This is a genomic window from Hydrogenophaga sp. (assembly GCF_050182545.1).
Taxonomy (GTDB): domain Bacteria; phylum Pseudomonadota; class Gammaproteobacteria; order Burkholderiales; family Burkholderiaceae_C; genus Hydrogenophaga.
In genome coordinates this window covers 156,129-172,487 of record NZ_JBFXCD010000008.1, presented here as the reverse complement: position 1 = coordinate 172,487, position 16,359 = coordinate 156,129, and the positions used below count along the sequence as shown (strand labels likewise).

21 protein-coding genes are annotated in these 16,359 nt (G+C 65.1%); 20 read left to right on the top strand and 1 reads right to left on the bottom strand.

Annotated elements, in window-relative coordinates; all coding sequences use genetic code 11:
* The first annotated feature begins 7 nt into the window (after positions 1-7).
* The 20 genes from AB7P10_RS11055 (at position 8) to AB7P10_RS10960 (ending at position 15,763) form a co-directional block, all read left to right on the top strand.
* The gene (locus tag AB7P10_RS11055; protein ID WP_428293900.1) at positions 8-1,396 is read left to right on the top strand and encodes a P22 phage major capsid protein family protein; all 1,389 of its coding nucleotides are present in this window, start codon (positions 8-10) and stop codon (positions 1,394-1,396) included.
* A 68-nt stretch (positions 1,397-1,464) separates the two neighbouring features.
* Positions 1,465-1,761 carry a hypothetical protein gene (locus AB7P10_RS11050; protein WP_428293899.1) on the top strand — a complete coding sequence of 99 codons (297 nt, stop codon included), beginning with the start codon at positions 1,465-1,467 and terminating at the stop codon, positions 1,759-1,761.
* On the top strand, positions 1,758-2,024 hold the full coding sequence (locus AB7P10_RS11045) for a hypothetical protein (RefSeq protein ID WP_428293898.1): 267 nt from the start codon (positions 1,758-1,760) through the stop codon (positions 2,022-2,024). Before AB7P10_RS11050 ends, AB7P10_RS11045 begins: the two co-directional genes overlap by 4 nt.
* A 7-nt stretch (positions 2,025-2,031) precedes the next feature.
* Positions 2,032-2,517, top strand: a complete 486-nt coding sequence (locus AB7P10_RS11040; protein WP_428293897.1) for a packaged DNA stabilization gp4 family protein — start codon at positions 2,032-2,034, stop codon at positions 2,515-2,517.
* Between the two features lie 3 nt (positions 2,518-2,520).
* Positions 2,521-3,663 (top strand): hypothetical protein, encoded by a 1,143-nt coding sequence (locus tag AB7P10_RS11035; protein ID WP_428293896.1) that lies wholly within the window; start codon positions 2,521-2,523, stop codon positions 3,661-3,663.
* 74 nt (positions 3,664-3,737) lie between these two features.
* Positions 3,738-4,229, top strand: coding sequence for a hypothetical protein (locus AB7P10_RS11030; RefSeq protein ID WP_428293895.1), 492 nt, complete (start codon positions 3,738-3,740; stop codon positions 4,227-4,229).
* On the top strand, positions 4,226-5,755 hold the full coding sequence (locus tag AB7P10_RS11025) for a hypothetical protein (RefSeq protein WP_428293894.1): 1,530 nt from the start codon (positions 4,226-4,228) through the stop codon (positions 5,753-5,755). Before AB7P10_RS11030 ends, AB7P10_RS11025 begins: the two co-directional genes overlap by 4 nt.
* A gap of 2 nt (positions 5,756-5,757) precedes the next feature.
* On the top strand, positions 5,758-7,158 hold the full coding sequence (locus tag AB7P10_RS11020) for a packaged DNA stabilization protein (RefSeq protein ID WP_428293893.1): 1,401 nt from the start codon (positions 5,758-5,760) through the stop codon (positions 7,156-7,158).
* 1 nt (position 7,159) lies between these two features.
* On the top strand, positions 7,160-7,492 hold the full coding sequence (locus AB7P10_RS11015; protein ID WP_428293892.1) for a hypothetical protein: 333 nt from the start codon (positions 7,160-7,162) through the stop codon (positions 7,490-7,492).
* Positions 7,493-7,504: 12 nt separating this feature from the next.
* A complete protein-coding gene (locus AB7P10_RS11010) occupies positions 7,505-7,840 on the top strand; it encodes a hypothetical protein (protein WP_428293891.1) in 336 nt (111 codons plus the stop codon).
* A gap of 164 nt (positions 7,841-8,004) precedes the next feature.
* Positions 8,005-8,568, top strand: coding sequence for an aspartyl/asparaginyl beta-hydroxylase domain-containing protein (locus AB7P10_RS11005; protein ID WP_428293890.1), 564 nt, complete (start codon positions 8,005-8,007; stop codon positions 8,566-8,568).
* Entirely contained in the window at positions 8,565-9,062 is a 498-nt protein-coding gene (locus tag AB7P10_RS11000; protein WP_428293889.1) for a GNAT family N-acetyltransferase, read from the top strand. The genes AB7P10_RS11005 and AB7P10_RS11000 overlap by 4 nt, the downstream gene beginning before the upstream one ends.
* Complete coding sequence (locus AB7P10_RS10995) at positions 9,046-9,738, top strand: hypothetical protein (RefSeq protein ID WP_428293888.1); 693 nt, start codon at positions 9,046-9,048, stop codon at positions 9,736-9,738. The genes AB7P10_RS11000 and AB7P10_RS10995 overlap by 17 nt, the downstream gene beginning before the upstream one ends.
* Positions 9,738-11,048 carry a hypothetical protein gene (locus tag AB7P10_RS10990; RefSeq protein WP_428293887.1) on the top strand — a complete coding sequence of 437 codons (1,311 nt, stop codon included), beginning with the start codon at positions 9,738-9,740 and terminating at the stop codon, positions 11,046-11,048. Before AB7P10_RS10995 ends, AB7P10_RS10990 begins: the two co-directional genes overlap by 1 nt.
* Before the next feature lie 2 nt (positions 11,049-11,050).
* Positions 11,051-13,126, top strand: coding sequence for a hypothetical protein (locus AB7P10_RS10985; protein ID WP_428293886.1), 2,076 nt, complete (start codon positions 11,051-11,053; stop codon positions 13,124-13,126).
* A gap of 7 nt (positions 13,127-13,133) precedes the next feature.
* Positions 13,134-14,045 carry a tail fiber protein gene (locus AB7P10_RS10980; RefSeq protein WP_428293885.1) on the top strand — a complete coding sequence of 304 codons (912 nt, stop codon included), beginning with the start codon at positions 13,134-13,136 and terminating at the stop codon, positions 14,043-14,045.
* On the top strand, positions 14,042-14,437 hold the full coding sequence (locus AB7P10_RS10975) for a hypothetical protein (protein WP_428293884.1): 396 nt from the start codon (positions 14,042-14,044) through the stop codon (positions 14,435-14,437). Before AB7P10_RS10980 ends, AB7P10_RS10975 begins: the two co-directional genes overlap by 4 nt.
* Entirely contained in the window at positions 14,434-14,811 is a 378-nt protein-coding gene (locus AB7P10_RS10970; protein ID WP_428293883.1) for a hypothetical protein, read from the top strand. Before AB7P10_RS10975 ends, AB7P10_RS10970 begins: the two co-directional genes overlap by 4 nt.
* Positions 14,808-15,287: a TIGR02594 family protein gene (locus AB7P10_RS10965; RefSeq protein ID WP_428293882.1), complete on the top strand. Its 480-nt coding sequence runs from the start codon at positions 14,808-14,810 to the stop codon at positions 15,285-15,287. Before AB7P10_RS10970 ends, AB7P10_RS10965 begins: the two co-directional genes overlap by 4 nt.
* Positions 15,284-15,763 carry a DUF2514 family protein gene (locus AB7P10_RS10960; protein ID WP_428293881.1) on the top strand — a complete coding sequence of 160 codons (480 nt, stop codon included), beginning with the start codon at positions 15,284-15,286 and terminating at the stop codon, positions 15,761-15,763. Before AB7P10_RS10965 ends, AB7P10_RS10960 begins: the two co-directional genes overlap by 4 nt.
* A gap of 22 nt (positions 15,764-15,785) precedes the next feature.
* Here AB7P10_RS10960 and AB7P10_RS10955 read toward each other — a convergent pair whose 3' ends face one another.
* Positions 15,786-16,043: a hypothetical protein gene (locus tag AB7P10_RS10955; RefSeq protein ID WP_428293880.1), complete on the bottom strand. Its 258-nt coding sequence runs from the start codon at positions 16,041-16,043 to the stop codon at positions 15,786-15,788.
* Positions 16,044-16,359 lie beyond the last annotated feature (316 nt).

Below are 16,359 nucleotides of genomic sequence, written 5' to 3'. Positions count from 1 at the left end.
GTCAATCGTGACCAAAAACCCTTTCATCAAGCTTGTCGCACTGGCCCTCGCCTCCGTGGTGGGCCTCAACTTCATGGGCGCCATCTCGCGCGCCGCCGCCTTCGTCTATGAAGGCCTGGTCGGCACCGAGAAAGAGCGCGGCGGCCGATTCGCCCTGGGCTCCAACGCGCTCACCAAGGATCTCGAAATCCTGTTCGAGAACTTCATCGTCGGCTTCGATGCCGCGTGTGTGATCTCGCAGGAAGCCTCGTTCTTCTACCCTGACCAACAGGCCATGCAGCGCGCCGGTGACACGGTGTACCGACCGCAGGACTACCACATGAGCGTGGTGGCAGGCTTGGACATCTCCGCTGCCACGCCCACCGACTTGATCCAGCGCCAGGTGCCTGCGACCTACAAGAGCCCGCAGAACATCCTGTACACGCTCGACGCCCGGGAAATGCGCGACCCTTCGCACAAGGAACAGGCCGGCAAAGCCGCAGGTCTGCGTCTGTCCGCCCAGATCGACTCCGACATCTACTCGGCCGTCGCCCTCCAAGGTGCGAACGTGATCAAGAAGGTGGGGGCGCTGACCTGGGACGATGGCGCTCTCGCCGAAGCCGTGCTTCTGTCCAAGGGCATGCCGCTGGGTGTGGCCCGCAAGATGTTCTTCAGCCCGTTCGACTACAAGGACGTGGCCAAGGACCTGGGCAACCGCGCGTACTTGGGCCAGACCAACCTGGACGCCTACGAGCGCTCGCGCGTGCCGGACATCGCGTCGTTCCGCACCTTCCGCACGGACAACCTGATCAACCTGCCTGCTGTTGGCACGGTGACGGGCACCACGGTGAGCGGCGCACAGTCGTTCACGCCTTCGGCAATGACCGGTGATGTCCCGACCGACAACCGCCGCATGACGCTGGTGGTGGCTGGCGCCAACATCGCCAACATCAAGAACGGCGACGCCTTCACCATCGGCTCGGCCGCCACGGCTGTGAACTCGGTGCACAACATCACGAAGGACGACACCGGCCAGCTGCAGACCTTCCGCGTCATCAGCGGCGCCGGCACGGCAAACCTGGTGATCACCCCCGCGATCATCGCCACCGGACCGTACAAGAACGTGACCATCGCCGCCGGTGCAGGCGCCGCGATCACCTTCCTGAACACGGCGACGAAGCCCGTGAGCCCGTTCTGGGTGGAAGGCGCGGTCGAACTGATGGCGGGCAAGCTGGCATTCCCCGATGGCCAGGGCGCGCAGATCATGACCGCCACGTCGAAGAACAAGATCCCTCTGATCATGTCCTACGCCTTCGACCACCTGAAGGGTGTGACCACCTGCCGCTTCACCTCGCTGTACGCCACCACGGTGCTGCAGCCCGAGCTGGCCGGCATCGTGCTGGCCAACCAGACCTGATCCGGGTCTGAGCAGGGAAGGGGCCGCCACCGCGCGCGGCCCCTCTTTCACATCACAGGAGATCGATCATGGAATTCCCCCAAGCACTTTTCCGCATGCCAGGCGTCGAGATGCTCGACCTCGGCGGCTTCACCACCATCCTGGCGCACGACGAGGCTGATCGCGAGGCCAAGTTCGCCGACGGCTTCCACGCGACGCAGGAAGAGGCAAGGGCCGCATACGACGCCGCCCTGAAGGCCGCCGACGCACCGTCGCGCGCGGAGCTGGAGCAGAAGGCGACCGAACTCGGCATCACCTTCGACGGCCGGACCAAGGATGCGAAGCTGGCTGCCGCCATCGACGCCGCCCTGAAGGCCGCCGCATGAACACCGCCGCCGCTGTCGCCAAGTGCTTCGCGGCGCTCGCGCCCGACGTGAAGAAGGCGACCCTCTACATCGGCGACAAGCAGGTCGTCTCGGTGTGCCGTCGCTTCAAGTTCAGCCGGCGCAACACCCGCGAAGACTTCGTGCTGAAGGTCGGCGCGCCCAACTTCGAGCAGCGCGAGTTCATCAAGCGTTGCAAGCGTGCCGGCGAGACGCTCCCTGTGCGCAAGGTGCAGCTGAAGTTCTGGCCGCAGAAGAAGAAGTGAGCGCGCCATGTCCTGGACCAAGCGCGAGCTGATCAGCGAGGCCTTCTCCGAACTCGGGGTGCAGGGCTACGAATTCGACATCACGCCCGAAGAACAGCTCACTGCGCTGCGCCGGCTCGAAAGCATGATGGCGACCTTCGAGGCCAAGGGCGTGCGCGTGGGCTACGCCTTCCAGATGCTCGACACGTTGGACCCGGATACCGACTCCGGTCTGCCCGAAAACGCCGTCGAGCCGGTGTACCTGAACCTCGCCATTCGCTTGGGCCCGGGCTTCGGCAAGGCCATCCGGACCGAGACGAAGCGGGCCGCGAAGGATGGCTACACCACTCTGCTGTGGATCGCGGCCCAGCCTCAGCAGCAGCAGTTCCGCAGCGGCATGCCAGCAGGCGCAGGCAACCGTCACAGCATCCCCTGCCGGCCATTCTTGGCACCGCCCGACCGCAGCCCTCTGGTTGTCGGCTCGAACGGCGATCTCAACATCCTCCCGGAGTGACCCATGTCCATCCAACGACTCAACCAGGGTGAGCCCAACAGCGCTTCGCAGGTCCCCTTCTACGACACAGCGAACGGGCAGGACCGGCGCGCGTCCTTGGGGGATGTACTCATCAACGCGATGCCGCTTGTGTCGAGCGGCGCAGCCGGGCTCGCCCCTGCAACGGGCGGCGGGACGACGAACTTTCTCCGCGCCGATGGAACTTGGGCTGCACCTCCCGGCGGGGGTGGCGGCGTCTCTGATGGCGACAAAGGCGACATCACGGTTTCTGGTGGCGGTGCTACATGGGAGGTCAACGCAGGCCTTGACGCTGCAAAGCTGGCAAACGGTACCGTTTCGAACGCAGAGTTCCAGTACCTTGGCGGCGTCACGTCCGATATCCAGACCCAACTGAATGCGAAGGCATCCACCGCGGTTGTCACCAGCGGCGCGAACGGCCTGGCTCCCGCCTCTGGCGGCGGAACCACCAATTTCCTGAGGGCTGACGGCACTTGGGCCGCGCCTCCCGGAGGCGGTGGCGGCGTATCGGACGGTGATAAGGGCGACATTACGGTCTCAGGCGGCGGGACGGTCTGGACCATTGACGCAGGCCTTGACGCTGCAAAGCTGGCCGATGGCTCTGTCTCCAACACCGAACTGCAGTACCTCAACAGCGTCACTTCCAACGTTCAGACCCAGCTCGACAGCAAGCTGGGCGCGGGGTCGGCAACGCCAGTCTCCAACACGAAGGCCGTCCCGGTCGATGCCGATCCCGCGTTTGTCGAAGACAGCGAAGCCTCGAACGAACTGAAGAAAACCACCATCGGCGGCATCCGCACCCGGCTGAACACCACGCCAATCGGGACTGCGCTGGGCACGACTGGAGCGGTGAACCTGGACTTTGCAGCGCTGGTCGGCACGCTCCAGACCATCGCGGCCACGGGCGACATTACCTTCACCGCATCCAACATGGCAGCCGGCCGGAGCTTCGAGTTGGAGATCGTGGCCGGCGCAGCGGATCGTGACCTTGTCTATCCTGCCGCCTGGGTGGAATTGGGGCAGGCCCTGCCATTGATCCTGCTCGCGGGCGAGATCTTGTGCATCGCTCTGCGGAGCAATGGCACTACCGAAGCCAGCGTGCGTGCAGCCGGTGCGGTGAGCGTGTGAAGCTCTCATCCATTCCATTTTTGGCGGTGGTGACACCGGGAGGCGGACCACCTCCTGGCGAGACGTTCATCCGCATGTCCAGTCTCACGGACATGAGCGAGACGGGCGACGGCACGACAGGCTGGATCTACACCGGTGACGCAGCCAACGGCGTTGCGGCAGGATCTGATTACACGCTGGCCGCAGGCGTCGCAGGCGGTCTCGAAGTGCAATGCAACAAGCCTGGCGCAGCGAATCCGTTGGTTGGCTGGTACACCGCTCCCACCGGTGGCATTGTGGACGACTACCACATGCTGGCCTACGAATTTTCTGGGAGCTGGGTGGTTTGGAGCCCAGGCGGCACGGACATCGTTACCAATCCACGGACCTACGAAGCGGGGGACCACATTCGCATCCGGTTCAATTCGACAAACGACGTGACCGTTGAAATTGCGCGCGCCGGTGCGCCAACAACTTGGCTCCTGCTGGCTTTTGCCACGATCACCCGCAGCGTCACGCTGTACCCGAAACTCGGCTCGCTCAGCACCGACGGCGCTGTGCTTTCCGCACCCAAGGTCTCGGTATGACGATCTATCGCTATGAGGGTACGGACTCCGGGGTTGCGATCTCGCCCCTCGGGTTCTTCGCCATGACCTACCCGAACCCTGTGCCTGCCGGCCTGTCGCTGCAGATGGTCGCCACCTACATGGACGAGGACGGCAACAGGCAGTCGGTGACCGCTGACAACGGTACGGTGCCAACAATCACAGGTGTGACGCCCCTGCAGGTATGGCTTGATGCCACCGGCTCGCGCAGCGTGGCCACTGACGCCGACGACGAGGCCGGCGCCTGGGCGAACATGAGCTATCGATTCGATGCGGGTGGTGCGACTCCGGCCGGCAACTGGTCGCTGACAGGGAAGCCCAAGAACCGGATCGAGGGGCCGCCGAAGACCTTTTTCATGCTGGAAGAGGCCGGCACGCACACGATCACGCTGACCGTTGTGGACAGGGAGGGTCGTCAAGGCAGCATCACGATCACGGCGGTCCTGACGGCCCCTGGCGCGGGGACAAACGTCGGAGCTGGCGGGTCCTGGCCGACCATCACCGACAAGATGGTTCTGCGCCTGGAGAGCGGCGTGAATCACACCGCAAAGGGCACGCTCAGCCTGGCCGGTCGGGAGGGCGTGCGCGTTGAGCCCTTCGGAGAAGGTGCAGCGCCCATCGTCTCGCGCATCGACTTCGATGACCGGTATGAGGAGGCCTCGCCGGTGCAGCGCACACGAAATTGCACCATCAACGGCATCAACGTCGGGATCATCGGCGAGTCGCTGATCGGGCAAGAGTTCTGTGCGGTGCTCAACCACCCCGGAACCTTCTACTACTCCCCCTCAACACAAAGCCTGGGGTGGCAGGTGTCCACCGCGAACCAAACCATTCGCGACAACATGGCCTTCCCGGTGGGCATGGCTTTCTGGAATTGCGCAGGGATCACCTCTTGGCCTGACCACTACGTCTTCATTCACTTCGGGAAATACTGGGGCTTCCGCAACTGCGTCCTGGACAAGACATCAGGCGATGCAGGGCAGCATGTGCTCCGAGGTGGCTTCGACACCTTGGACCTTCGTGGGAACTTGCTCGAGAACACGGCCGCGACGAGCAGCTACGCGAAGATCACGGGCTGGGACAATGGCCCGAAGGCCCTCCCGGTGATCGACGCATGGCCCGTGGCGGACCGCTACGGTGTGTGGAACGGTGCACCCTACAAGCCACTGAGCCGCTACATCTTGATCGAGGACAACGACGTCGGGTCGGCGTCTTCCGCAATCGCTTCGCAGCTTCTGATCGAGGCGATGCCCGAGAACGACGACGAAGGCTCGGAAGTCGAACTCAACCAGTATGTGTCGGTCATCAACAACCGCTTCTACTACACGCCCGGCGAGACGAAGTACGTCGGCTTCGGCGCCAAGGATGTCCTGTACTACAACAACAAGATGAACTCGGGCGCGGGCGCGGAAATCGAGTACGGCACGAACCTGCGGACCAATCGCTTGCCGGATGGTTGGGGCACCACGAACAACCTCACCACCGCGCGCCCGGCGTTCCTGAGCTGACCATGCAGATACCCATCTTGTCAGGCATCTACGCCGACCAGGCGCCGGACTTTCGCACCAGTTACCCGCGCAACATGGTGCCGGTTCCCAAGGTTCAGGGCATCTCCAATGGCTACCTGCGCCCTGCCGACGGCATCGACCTGTTCGGCACGGGCCCGGGCTCTTGCCGTGGCTCCATCAAGTGGAACGGCGTGCTCTACATGGTGATGGGACCATCGCTGGTTCGCGTAGATCGCGACGGCACGGTCGTTGAGCTCGGCGCGGTGGGCGGCACCGGCCACGTCACGATGGACTATTCGTTCGACTGCCTGTCGATCGCCTGCGATGGTCGGCTGTTCTACTGGGATGGCGTCGCGCTCACGAGCGTCACGGACCCCGACATCGGCACCGTCATCGACCAGCTGTGGGTGGACGGCTACTTCATGACCACCGATGGGGAATACCTGATCGTGACGGAGCTCAACGACCGGTACTCGGTCAACCCGCTCAAGTACGGCAGTTCCGAGGTTGACCCGGATCCTGTGTGGTCGCTGCTCAAGGTCAGGAACGAGGTCTACGTGCTCAACCGGCACACCATCGAGGTGTTCGACAACGTGGGCGGCGAGAACTTCCCATTCCAGCGCATCGACGGCGCGCAGGTGCCGCGTGGCGTCATCGGCACACAGGCCTGCTGCCTGTTCGCCGAGACAATCGCATTCCTGGGCTCTGGACGCAACGAGGCGCCATCGGTGTACCTGGTGGCCAGCGGCAGCGCGGGCAAGATCGCGACGGCGGAGATCGAGACCATCCTGAAGGGCTACACCGAGCAACAGCTTTCAGAGGTTGTGCTCGAGGCGCGCGCCGACAAGGCGCATCAGCAGATGCTCATGCACCTGCCGGACCAGACGTGGGTCTACGACGCCGCGGCCAGCGCAACCATCGGTGAGCCGGTCTGGTTCAGCCTCACGACCTCCGTGGTTGGCCCTGGAACCTACAAGGCCCGCAACTTCTGCTGGTGCTACGACCAGTGGATCGCGGGCGACCCAACGAGCAGCCGCATCGGTGTGATGAACAGCAACATCTCGACTCACTACGGCGAGACCATCGGCTGGGATTTCGGCACGCTCATGCTCTACAACGCAAGCCGCGGCGCACTCATCTTCGAGCTGGAGATGGTTGTGCTTCCCGGGCGCGTTCAGTTCGGCAAGAACCCCGTGATCTGGACCAGCTACTCGCTGGACGGCCAGACCTGGAGCCAGGAGTTCCCGAAGGCGGCCGGTAAGCAGGGAGAACGGCTCAAGCGCATCGCCTGGCGCAGGCAGGGCAAGTTTCGCAACTACCGAATCCAGCGCTTTCGCGGCACGAGCGATGCGCACGTGGCGGTAGCGCGGCTGGAGGCTCAGCTCGAGCCGTTGGCGGCCTGACATGGCAACCACGCGCCGCGGAATCACACGCGAAGAGCTGGCACAGTTCCTGCCCAGCCACAAGCTGATCAAGGCTTTCGAGAGCCTAACCGAGGGCGTCACCGTCGTCCTGCCGACCGAGTTGGACGCCATCCGCATCCAGGTCGAAGAAGTGGCGCTTGCGACAGGCGCGGCGCAGAACGAGGCAATGGCCGCGCTCGCGATGGCGGCAGTGGCAGTCGCCGAGGTTGCCGCCCAAGAGCTTGCAGATTGCCGCACGCAGTTCAGCGCCCTGAGTGCCGAAGTCGACGTTCTCAGAACGCAGGTGCAAGCCCTGCAAGTAGCACCCGTTTGAAAGGAACACACCATGGCCGCACGATCAACAACCCTCATCGGCTCCAAGGACGCCGAGAACGCCCAGACCACTCAGTACACCGCTGTCGGTCTCGTCGCCATCATCGACAAGTTCACCGCGACGAATCACAGCGCGGTGGCGGCGACCCTCTCCGTGAATCTGGTTCCTGCCGTGGGATCAGCCGGCCCAACGAACCTTGTTGTGAAAGAAAAGTCGATAGCAGCAGGCGATTCGTACACCTTCCCGGAGATCGTCGGCCACACACTCGCACCTGGCGACGCTATCAGCACATTCGCTTCGGCGGCTGGTGCGATTGCAATCCGGTGCAGCGGTCGTGAAATAACGTGACCCAAAAGGCGCGCGTGCCTATAATTCGCGCACTCGACCCGGCCAATCATCGGGTCCGCTGAGACTAAACCCTCCGAGCCGCCAGCAGCTCACAGACCGCGCGACATGCGCGAGAAGTGAGAACTGCAATGCGGAATTTTCAGCGGATCGCCACAGGCGTCAACGTGACGCCCCTGATGCTGGCAATTGCCCGGCGTCCCGACCTCTGGACTGAAGACACGTTCCTGCGGCACTACCCGCAGGGACCCTTCGGCATGGTCGATTCGATCATGCTGCGATTCCCCGAGAAGGTAGTCTTCGATGACGCCGACCCGGAGGAGCAAGAGCGCAAGCTGGCCCTTTACAAGGCGAACCAGCTGCCCGGGCACGACCAGCACGAGAGCATCGACTACCCGGCCTACGCCAAACTGCCAGAGGCGCGGGAAATCGTGATGAAGGTGTTCGCCGCGGTGAGTGGCGAGCGCCTGGGCCGCGTGATGATCAACCGCATCGCGCCCGGCGGCGTGATCTACCCGCACGCGGACACGCCCGAGCACTGCAGCTACTACAGCCGCTTTCACGTCGTGCTCCAGAGCGCGCCAGGCGTGCGCTTCCGCAGCGAGAAGGAAGAGGCGTACTGGGAGACCGGCGCGGTCTTCTGGTTCAACAACGCGCTGGAACACGAGGTGGTCAACGACTCGGAGATCGACCGCATCCACATGGTCATCGACGCGAGGTGCTCGCAATGATCGCGGCCGCGCTGTCGATGGCGACAGAAGGCCTGACGAAGCCGGGCACCTTCTACCGCGTGGAGCGCTGGAAGCACCTGCGCGCCGAGATGCTGCCGCTGCTGGTTCGGCACTGGCGCGAGGTGGCGCTGAACCATGCCGATGTGCCGCTGGACATCGACGAGAAGCGATACGCCGAACTCGACGAGGCCGGCGCCCTGCACATCGTCACCGCGCGCCGCGATGGCCTGCTGATTGGCTACCACGTCGCCATCGTCGGTCCGCACCTTCACTACGCATCGACCGTGCACGGCATCACCGATGTGTACTGGATTGCGCCGGAGTGCCGCCACGGCGTCACCGCCATGCGCCTGTTCCAGGCCGTCGAACGCGAGCTCAAGAAGGTCGGTGTGCGCAAGTTGTTCACCGCCACGAAATTGCACCTGGACCAGGGTGCGCTGTTCGAGCGCTTGGGCTACCGGCCCGTGGAGAGGCTCTATGCGAAGCTCATCTAACACCCGGCACTGGCCGGCAGAAGGCCTTGAGGCGCGTGCACTGACGGTTGCCGCGGCTATCGTGGGTAGCTCTGTTGTCGGCGGCGTGATGTCTGCTGATGCCGCTGGGGACGCCGCATCGACTGCGGCAGGCGCACAGACCGCAGCATCGGAGGCTGGCATCGCCGAGCAGCGACGCCAGTTCGAAGCGGTCCGCAAGCTGCTCGAGCCCTATGTGCAGGCTGGCACTGACGCCCTGGGCGGCCAGAAGGACCTCGCAGGCCTGAATGGGAACACCGCACAGGACGCGGCCATCCAGGCGCTGCAGGGGTCCCCGCAATTCACCTCGCTGCTCGCGCGCGGCGAAAACTCCATCCTTCAGAACGCATCCGCTACTGGCGGGCTGCGTGGCGGCAACACCCAGGCCGCGCTGGCGCAGTTCAGCCCGGCCCTGCTGGCCCAGACGATCAATGACCAGTACACCAGGCTCGGCGGCTTGACCAGCCTGGGGCAGAACGCTGCGGCAGGCGTGGGCAATGCCGGCTTGCAAACCGGCGACAACATCGCCGATCTGCTGAGCCAGATCGGGTCCGCGCAGGCGGGCGGTGCGCTGGCGGCAGGAAGGGCGCAATCGAACATGTGGTCCTCGCTCGGCGGCGCTGCCGGCGCGTACTACGGCCTGCAGGGGAAATTCTGATGGCCGGCCCGTACGACTACACCATCGACGTTGTTAACCCGTTCCAGGCTGCATTGCAGGGCTATCAGGGCGGAGCGGCGATTCGCGAGAACCAGATGAAGCTGCAACAGCAGGAGGCCGCCCGGGCTCAGGCGCTGAAGCAGCAGGAACTGCTGGGGCGCCTGGCGTCGAACCCCAACGCTTCCGCCGACGACTATGCCAGCGTGATGACGCAGATTCCGGCCCTGGCCGAGAACCTGTCCAAGGCCTGGTCGCTCAAGAACGACGCGCAGCAGCAGTCCCATGCAGCCGACCTGCTGAAGTGGGGTGCGGCCTTGAAGAGCGGTCAGCCGCAGATCGCAGTCGAGCAGATGCGCGCACGCGCCGACGCGATGGAAGCGGCCGGGCAGACCAAGGAAGCCGAAGCCCTGCGAGCGAATGCCGGCGTGGTGGAACTCAACCCGAACCTGGCGCTGGGGATGATGCAGGCGCAGTTGTCGGCCAACCCCCGCGGCAAAGACGCGGCCGAGGCCCTGTCCAAGTTCGGCACCGAGCAGCGCGCGGGTGAACTGCACCCGTCTGCTGTCAAAACTGCTGAAGCCGGCGCGGTCAAGGCCGGTGCGGACGCTCAGTCGGCTGTGGTCGGCGCCAAGTTCGCCGAGTCCAAGGCGGTGCTGGACCTGAAGCTCGGCGAGGCTCAGATCAAGAAGCTGGCTGAGGACACCGAGATCGCCCGCATGAACGCGCGCATCGCCGCGATGAACGCAGCCACCGCGCGCGAGGGCAACGACCTGAAGCGGCAGGAGCTGAGCCTCAAGGTGGAAGAAGCCATCCAGAAGCGCGACGAGAAGGTGCGCGAGAAGGTGGGCACCGCCCAGGCAGGCGCGGCCAGCATCGACAACATGCTCAACACGGTCGAGCGCATCAAGTCCAACAAGTCGCTGGATTCGGTGCTTGGTTCGCTGGAGGGTGGCGCCTTCTACCCGAACTCCACGCTGGGCACCATAAACCCGTTCGGCGACGGCGACGAACGCGCGGACGCCATCGCCCTTATCGAGACGCTCGGCTCGCAGGCTTTCTTGGCACAGATCCCAAACATCAAGGGCATGGGCGCGCTGTCCAACGCCGAGGGCGAGAAGCTCCAGAGCGCGCTGCAGAACCTGAGCCGAAAGCAATCCGAGAAGCAGTTCCGCGAGAGTCTTGACGAGGCATCCCGCCTGCTGAAGAAGGGTCGCGACACATTGGCAAAGAGCTCTGGCGTCGACCTGGGCAAGCCTGATACCCCCGCAGCTCCTGGCGCCCGCCCGCCACTGTCCTCGTTCCAGCGCTGATCATGGCCTTCGACGTTGAAGCGGCCAGGGCCGCAGGCTACAAGGATGCGGAGATCGCGGAGTTCCTCGCCAAGCAGGACAACTTCGACCTGGCCGCGGCGAAGAAGAGCGGATACACCGATGGCGACGTGATCGCGCACCTGTCGGGCAAGCCCGCGCCAGCCTACACGCAGATCCCTGTTGAGCCTGGCGCCAACACCCAGCCGACGCCCGAGGTTCCAACCACCCTGGGCGAGAAGGCGATCGGCACCGGTGAAGCGGCGCTGACGGCGTTGACCGGCGCCACCGGTGGCACGGTCGGCATGATCGCCGGCACTCTGAAGGGCCTGGCCGAGCAGATTCTCAGCGGCAACTTCGGCACGCCCGAGGCCGCCAAGCTGGTCGAGCAGTCGGCCATGTCCGGCGCCCAGGCCCTGACCTATGAGCCGCGCACCCCATCGGGGCAGGCCCAGGCCGAGGCTGTGGGCTCTGCGATGCAGCAGATCATCCCCGTGGCGCCTGTGTTGCCCGGCCTGATGCCAGCGGCTGCAGGTGCGCGCAGCGCCGCGCCAGCCCGGGTTGTCGCGCGCGCTGGCGCTGAGAGTGCCGGGCGTGCCGTGGCTGGTGAAACCGGGGCCGCCGCGGTGAGTGCGGGCATCGACGGCGCATCGCGCATCACCCGGCTCGCCGCCAGCAAGGCCACCACCTTGCCGCGGCGCGCGCTGGAAGCCCTGCGCACCGAGCAGCAGCCTACCAAGGGGACGATGGGCAGCATTGGGGCGGCCGGCACGGACATGGCCACGCAGCGCCGCATGACGGCCGAGAGCATGGGCTTTACCGGGGATCGTGCGCTCACCAAAGGCCAGTCCACGCGAGACGCAGCCCAGCTTAAGTTCGAGCGCGAGACCTCCAAGATTCCAGACGATGGCGCGATGCTGCGCGAGCGCCTGGTCAACCAGAACGATCAGATCCTGCGCAACTTCGACGGATGGATCGACCAGACCGGCGCCGAGGCGCCGAGCTTGCGCGCGGTGGGCGTGGCAGTTGACAAGGCGCTGGTGCAGCAGGCCGCTCGCGACAAGGTGCAGATTCGGGCGGCCTACAAGGCCGCGGAGAAGGCGGGCGAGATGGAGTCGCCCGTGCTGCTGCAGACCGTGGTGGAACACCTGAACGAGAGCGCAGCGGATGCCGCTACGGCGCCACTGCTGACCACGGCGCGCGCGCGCGCCATACAGACCGGAATCGCCAGGGAAGAGGGCGGGGTGCTGGTCGCCCAACCCGTGCCGCTCAAGATCGCCGAGACATACCGGCAGGCCGTGAGCCGCGCCACCGACTTCGAACCGACCAACGTACGCCAGGCCACGATCATCAAGGGGCTGCTGGACGAAAGCACCGAGGGCGCGGGTGGGGCGCTGTACCAACAGGCCCGCGCCACACGCCGCCGCTTCGCTCAGAACTACGAGGACCGGGCGACCATCGCCAAGCTGCTCAACACCCGGCGCGGCACCTCCGACCGACAGGTGGCCTTCGAAGACGTGTTCGCGCACACCATCCTGCGCGGAAGCCTCGATGACGTTCGCAACGTGCGCCGCGTGCTCCAGCGTGGCGGCGCCGAAGGGCAACAGGCCTGGCGCGAGTTGCAGGGCTCCACCGCCACATGGATCCGGGACCAGGCCACCAAGGGCGTGTCCACGGACAGCCGCGGCAATCGCGTGATCTCGCCGGCCGCGCTGAACAAGGCGGTTCGGGAGCTGGACGCCGATGGCCGCCTGGACTTTATTTTTGGCAAGCAGGGCGCGCAGCGCATGCGCGACATCAACGACTTGGCGCAGTACGCCATGACCGTGCCACCAGAGGCCGCGGTGAACACCTCCAACACAGCGGCCACGCTGCTGTCGGCCTTCGCCGACCTGGGAATCAGCGGCATCAGCGGCGCCCCCGTACCGATCGCCACCGGCGCGCGCCTGGGAATCAAGCACATCAAGGACCTGCGCCTGCGTCGCCGGATCAACGACGCCCTGAACCACTACGAGAAGCGCGCGCCCGGAAAGCGCAAGCCTGCAGTCCAGGACCCACCCACCTCAACGACCCTTCACTGAGGCCGCCATGATCACCATCGATTCACCATATTCCCAGTTCTACGACCTGGATGGGAGCCCGCTGGACTCCGGCTACCTCTACGTCGGCGAGCCCAATGAAGACCCAGAGACCACGCCCATCCCATTGTTCTGGGATCGCGAGTTGACGATTCCAGCCCCGCAGCCTCTGCGCACGCTCAACGGGATGATCGCCAACAACGGATCGCCGGCTACGGTGTACGCAGCCACGGCCTATTCGATGATGGTGCGCAATGCGAGCATGGCCCAGGTGTTCTACGCGGCTTACTCGCGCGGCGAGTCTCTCACCATCTCGGACTACATGGAGACCCTGCTCGACGACCCCGACGCGCCCGCCGCGCGCGCCACGCTGGGGGCCGCTGCTGCTGGTGCGATCGCCTCCAGCGGGATCACGATGGCGACCGGCCGTGTCCTGGCTCGAACCACGGGAGGCAGTGGCCCGCCAGAGGAAAAGACGGCGGCCGAGCTTCTGGCGTTCCTGGGCATCTCGCTTGACCAGCTCGCGCAGCCGGGCGACTGGAAGGCATTTTCCGGCCCCGTTGCCCCATCAGGGTGGCGAGCCCTCCCGACCGCACCGACCAACATTTCCCGCACGGGCGTCAATGCTGCATTGTTCGCTGCCATCGGCACGACCTGGGGTGCGGGGGACGGCTCCACGACGTTCGGTAGCCCGTACCTCCCGGCCAACCACGTCCCTGTTCAGGCGAGCGGCAATGTGGGCACGGCGACGGTTGGAGAGGTAATCGCGCACGCTCACAGTCAGTTTGGCCAGAACGCTGCAGGCCTTGGCTACAACACAGGTGCCGGCGCCAACAACAACGTCACAGCAAACACCGGAAGCACCGGCGGTACTGCCAACTTGGCAGCCGGTGTCCGCGTCCTTTGGTGCGTGAAGCTGTGACCGATCTCATCCTACCCCTGTGGCCCATCGCGCGCGACGTGCTCGCGTTCCTGTGGAGCGTGCTGCCGCGCACGGTCACCGAGGCATTGCTCTGGCAGTTCATCTATCTGCCTCTGTTGCTCGCTGCGGTCTATCCGGTCGTCATCCAGTACGAGCGGGGTCGGTGGTGGAAGCTGCTCATGCCTTTCACGCTGGTGGCCGCCATTGTGGACGTGTGGCTGAACTTCACCACCTTCTCGGTGTACCTGGGCGGCTTGCCAGAAGAGGGCGAAACCACCTTGAGCAAGCGCTGCAAGAGGCTGGTGCGCGACAGCGGCTGGCGCGGCTTCATCGCTCGCCTGATCGCCCGGTACACCAACCTCTTCGACGAAAACCACATCCCACTGCCATGAGCGAGCCCACCTCATCGACCGCGGCAGGCGGCTACCTGCTCTACAAGGCGGCCATCGCTTTTGGAATCCCTGCCGGCTTGGCCACCGTGGTGGTCATGCTGTGGATTCAGCCCAAGAGCAAACGGGAATGGGCCATGGCCCTGATCTGCACCGTCGTCTCGAGCGTGGGCGGCGGGGCCCTGGCGGTGGAGTACTTGAAGCTGCAGCACCTCGCTGTGGGCGGTGTGGTCGGCCTCATGGCCCTGGGCGGCCTGATCTTCGCCTGCGGTCTGCCGGGGTGGGTCATCGTGCGCGCCGGCTTCGCCTGGGCCGACAAGCGCAAGGGCCACGACCTCGGCGAGCTCGTGCGCGATGCCAAGGAGATCGTCAAATGAGCAACCCCGCATGGATCACCGAGGCCCGCCGCTACATCGGCGTGCGCGAGATTCCGGGTGTCACCCACCACCCTCTGATCGTGCAGATGTGGAAGACCATCAAGCGCGGCGGCATCAAGGACGATGAGACGCCCTGGTGCGCGGCCTTCGTGGGCTTCTGCCTGGAAAACGTCGGCATCGTCTCCAGTCGCTACGAGTCGGCGAAATCGTACCTGTCCTGGGGGCAGAAGCTGGACGGCCCGGCACCCGGCTGCATCGTGGTCTTCACGCGCGACGGAGGTGGGCATGTGGGCTTCCTCGAGGGCCTGACCATCGACGGCCGTCTGCTGGTGTTGGGCGGTAACCAGGGCAACGAGGTGAACATCCGCGCCTTCCCAGAAAGCCGGGTGACGGGCTACCGCTGGCCGCTGTCGTGGCCTCGGCCGCACGTGTCGCTGCAGATCGGCTCAGCGCCAGCTACCAGGGGTGAGGCGTGATCACCAAGGCCGCCATCGCCTGCGTGCTCGTGGTGGGCGCCGCCGCCGCGGTGCAGACCTACCGCCTGCGCGGTGTCGAACTGGAGCTGGTGAACCAGCGTGTGGACTGGGAACGCGAGTCAGGCGTGGCCGTCCGAGCCGCGCTCGATGAAGGGAACCGCCGCACCGCGGCTGTACAGAAGGAGGTGGAAGATGCCCGGAAGAAAACCCATGCTTTGGAAGCTGCTCGCGCTGGCGCTGCTGATGCTGGTCGGCGGCTGCGCGACGAACTCGCCGCCGCCCGTGCTCGTACCTGCCCCAAGCCCGGCAATACCCCCGCTCCCAGCGGAGGCCCGACAGCCGAAGCCACCGAGCGAGTGCTTGCCGACGTGCAGCGAAGGCTTGATGAGGCTGAGGAAAGAGTTGCTGCGTACGCTTCAGCAGCTGCACTCGCCGGCCAAACCTGCGAACGCTCCTACGACGCGCTGACCCCCTGACCGGTTGTCTCCTCGATCAGGTTCACCTGACGTTCGCCCCCATCGGCTTCGGCTGGTGGGGGTTTTTTCCTTTGGCGGCCACCAGCTCCCGCTCCGGCGGGTAGATCCATCCTGGTGGCTGGGCCTGCCAGCTGCAGCACCCGCTGTAGGAAAGCGCCTGGCCGAACTGGTGCCGGTTGCACCAGGCAGCTCCATCATCAGCCTCCATCCACCCGCCGAAGTGGTTGCACAGCTCACAGGCGTGAGCAGTCCGGGTGGTGTCTGGGCCGTAGTAGGGCATGGGCGGAATTGTGCCCACCGGGGAAGAATCCGGGGAAATTGAGGGGGATTTCAGGGGAACGGTGGGGAACCGATCAGAGTGGAAGCCCTGAAAACAGGCGCTTTCAGCCCCCTCTAGGCTTGGTTCGAGTCCAATCGCGCCTACCAAGCTTTTCGGGTGTCAGACACCCCCATTGAAACAGGGCAGACCTTCCTCAGGTCTGCTTTTTTTTTGCCTGTGCCGCGCGCATGGTGCCTTTGGCTTCTCCCGGAGCGCCCGCACAGGGAAAACCCATGCTCGCGACCCCGCGACGGCTTTCTAGAATGTGCCGTATCCT